This window comes from Streptomyces sp. NPDC054956 (assembly GCF_053609185.1).
Genome location: NZ_JBSGXB010000485.1, coordinates 1 through 3,819, shown reverse-complemented (window position 1 = coordinate 3,819; position 3,819 = coordinate 1). Strand labels below are relative to the sequence as shown.

The 3,819-nt window shown below is 75.8% G+C and carries 3 protein-coding genes; all 3 read left to right on the top strand.

Going from position 1 to position 3,819, the window contains the following annotated elements; translation table 11 throughout:
• The coding region (locus ACWGDE_RS37095) for an alpha/beta fold hydrolase (RefSeq protein WP_453393486.1) at positions 1 to 890 on the top strand (890 nt) is incomplete at its 5' end.
• Complete coding sequence (locus ACWGDE_RS37090; protein WP_453393485.1) at positions 887 to 2,062, top strand: glycosyltransferase; 1,176 nt, start codon at positions 887 to 889, stop codon at positions 2,060 to 2,062. The genes ACWGDE_RS37095 and ACWGDE_RS37090, both read left to right, overlap by 4 nt.
• A partial coding sequence (locus tag ACWGDE_RS37085) for a methyltransferase domain-containing protein (protein ID WP_453393484.1) occupies positions 2,059 to 3,819 on the top strand: 1,761 nt, incomplete at its 3' end. The genes ACWGDE_RS37090 and ACWGDE_RS37085, both read left to right, overlap by 4 nt.

The following is a 3,819-nucleotide window of genomic DNA, read 5'->3' as shown; positions in this document are numbered from 1 at the left end:
CACCGCCCCCGGATCGGACGGCTGATCCCGCCGTGGCCTTCGTCCCCGCGGACTCGGTCCGCTTCCACGTCCAGCAGCTCCCCGCCGGCCCGGTCGCCGGCCCCGATCCCGCCGGCCGTCCCGTGGTGGTGTTCCTGCACGGGCTCGTCGTCGACAACCTGTCCTCCTTCTACTGCCCGCTCGCCCTCCCGGCGGCCCGGGCCGGGCACGAGGTCGTCCTCTACGACCTGCGCGGCCACGGCCGCACCGAACGCCCGGCCACCGGCTACGACAGCCGCACCGCCGTACGGGACCTCTTCGCGCTGCTCGGCGCCCTCGGCCTCGGGCGGCGCAAGGTGCACCTGGTCGGCAACAGCTACGGCGGCACCCTCGCCCTGCACGCGGCCCTCGCCCGGCCCGACCTCGTCACCGGGCTCACCCTGCTCGAACCCCCGCTCAGCGGCGCCTGGGTGGAGAACATGGTGGACACCCTGTCGGCGGCCGCCCTCAGCCTGGAGGACAGTCCGGTACCCGCCGAACTGCTCACCCTGCGCCTGCGCAAGGCGGCCAACCTGACGGCCATCGCCGACGACCTGCTCAACCGCACCACGCTCATCGACGACATCGCCGCCAGCCGCACCTTCACCCCGGCCGACTACGCCGGACTGCGCTGCCCGGTCCTCGTCGTCTGCGGAGAACATTCCGAACTGGTCCCGGGCGCAAGGGAACTGGCCCGCCACGCCCCGCTGGTCACCGCGATCGAGATCCTGCCGGGCCTGGGCCACGACGTGCTCAAGGAGAGCAGCGGGGCACTGAGAGCGGCGGTACTGGCCCATCTCGACGCGGTGGCGGCCGCCGGCGCGGCGGCCCCGGCGGCGGAGCGCCCGCGGGCGGGGGTGCTGGTCCCATGAAGGTGCTCTTCACGGTGCCGCCGCTGGCGGGACACGTCAATCCGACGGTGGCCGTCGGCTCCGAACTGGCCGCGCGCGGCCACGAGGTGGCCTGGACCGGCCCGGCCGGCGCGCTGGCCCGGCTGCTGCCCGAGCACGCGCGCATCCTGCCCGCCGGAGAGGAAGCGGGCGGCGGCTACGCGACGCTGCACGCCCGCTGGCGCGATCTGCGCGGGGTCGGGGCACTGCGGTTCCTGTGGGAGGAGGCACTGGTGCCGCTGGCCAGGGCCATGGTGCCGGGAGTTACCCAGGCCGTCCGCGCCTTCGAGCCTGACCTGATGGTCGCCGATCAGCAGGCCCTGGCCGGTCCGCTGGTCGCGCGCCGGCTGGGGGTGCCGTGGGTGACGTCCGCCAGCACCTCGGCCGAACTCACCCGGCCCTTCGCCGACTTCCCGAAGGTGGGGGAGTGGGTGGCCGAGCGGATCGCCGCCCTGCTGGAGGAATGCGGGGACGGCCCGGACGAGACCCACCCCGACTGGGATCCGCGGTTCTCGGACCGGCTGGTCCTGGTCTTCTCCAGCCGTGAACTCGTCGGCGGAGCCGAAGAGTTCCCGCCGCACTACGCCTTCGTCGGACCGGCCTTCGGTGCCCGGCCGCCCGCGCCCGAGTTTCCCTGGGAGGAACTGGACCCGGCCCGGCGGCGGGTGCTCGTATCGCTCGGGACGCTCAACCAGGAGGCCGGCGGCAGGTTCTACGGCGCCGTGCTCGGCGCCGCCGAACGGCTCGGCGAGGACGTCCAGTTGGTGCTGGCGGCCCCCGCGTCCCTGGTCGGGTCGGTGCCCCCGAACGTGTTGCTGCGGGACAGCGTGCCGCAACTGGATCTGCTGCCGCACCTGGACGCCGTGGTCTGCCACGGCGGCCACAACACCGTCTGCGAGGCCCTCGCGCACGGGCTGCCGCTGGTGGTCGCACCGATCCGCGACGACCAGCCGATCGTCGCCCAGCAGGTCGTCGAAGCCGGGGCCGGGGTGCGGGTGCGGTTCGGCAGGACCAGGGCCGAGGAACTGCGCGACGCGCTCACGGCCGTGCTGGACGAACCCGTCCACCGCCGGGGCGCCCGGCGCATCCAGGCCTCATTCGCCGCGGCGGGCGGGGCCGCCGCCGCGGCCGACCGGTTGGAGAAACTCGTATGACGCGCTCCCCGCTCCCCCTTCCCCGCGTCCCGTGGACCTCCGTACTGCTGCTGGCCGCGCTCGGCGCGGGCACCGTGCGCGCCGCGCGCCGGCTGCGGGCCGTCCCCGTACTGCCCACCGGCCCCGCGGCCGGACCCGAGGCCGCCGGCGTACCGCGCGCCGCCGGGTGGAGGCTGCTCACCGCCCGCGGGGTCGAGGCCGACGCGGCCACCTTCCTCGCCGCGTGCGCGCACGCCGACCGGGAGGGGCTGGCCGTACTGGACCTGCTGCCCGGGGACCTGGCCACCGAGCGGGCGCTGGGCCTGCTGCGCCTGGTCGATCCGGCCGCCTACCGGCAGGACCGGCTCGGCGAGGGGCGCGGCGCCGGGTTCGCCGTACTCGTCTCCGAGCAGGTCCTCGCCCGGGCCGGGGTGGATCCGGCCGAGGCGGACCGCACCCCGGCGGAACTCCTCGCGCTGATCCGCCGTTTGAAGGAGTACGCCACCGATGCCACGGGCCTGGCCATCGCACCGGCCCTGAGCTGCGGACCACCGCCGGACGCGGCCGGAGCGGCGCGCGCCGGTGAACTCCGCGCCCAGGGGCTGCCGCCGGGGCCGCTGGCCGCCGCCCAGCTCGCCGGGCTGGCGCTGCTGGCGGGGGTCGCCGTACGCCAGGGCCGGTGGGGCGCCGCCGCGGCCGGGCTGTACTGGATCCAGCCGTACCTGGCCCTGGGCGGGCCCGGCACACCGCTGCGCCCCGGCGATCTGGCCCGGGCCACCGCCGCCCGGCCGCTGCGCTCCCTGACCGCGTCCCTGCGCACGGCCGCCGCGACGACCCGTACCCGACGCGTCCGGGACGCCGGGCACGGGGGCGGGCCGGACACGGCGAGCGCCGCGGTCCGGGCCGCCGCCTACCGCGGTGACCTGGCCGCCGGGACCGACCGGTTCCTCGAACCCCGCCGTCTGGACTGCCCCTGGTGCGGCTCCCAGCAGCTGTCCGTCCGGGTCCGGGTGCCCGACCTGCTCCAGGCCAAGCCCGGCCGGTTCACCCTGGAAGGCTGCGGAGACTGCGGGCACGTCTTCCAGAACCCCCGACTGACCCTGGAAGGCCTGGAGTTCTACTACCGGGACTTCTACGACGGTCGCGGCGGCGAGGGCGCCGCCACGGTCTTCGGGCGGCTCGGCGCCGCCTACCGGGGCCGCGCCGAAATGCTCCGGCCCCACACCGAACCGGCCTCCTGGCTGGACGTCGGCACCGGGCACGGACACTTCTGCAACGCCGCGCGGGCCGTCTGGCCGGCCACCCGCTTCGACGGACTCGACATGGGCGACGGCGTGCGCGAGGCCGAGCTGCGCGGCTGGGTGGAGACCGGATACCAGGGCCAGTTCCCGGAGTTCTCGGTGAAACTCGCGGGTCAGTACGAGGTGGTCAGCATGTACCACTACCTGGAGCACACCCGGGACCCGCTCACCGAACTGGACACCGCGGCCGCCGTCCTCGCCCCCGGCGGGTACCTGACCATCGAGCTCCCCGACCCGCAATCGCGGATGTCCCGGCTGCTCGGCCCGGCCTGGCTGCCCTGGTTCCAGCCGCAGCACCAGCACCTCATCCCCTCCGGGAATCTGCGCGAGGCGCTGGCCGAGCGGGGGTTCACCGTGCTCGCCGAGGAACACGGGCCGGCCCACCAGGGCAACGACTTCTTCGGCGCCGTGGCCCTGACCACGACACGGCTGGCCCCGGACCCCGACCGGCCGTGGGCCCCACAGGCCGGCCCGGGC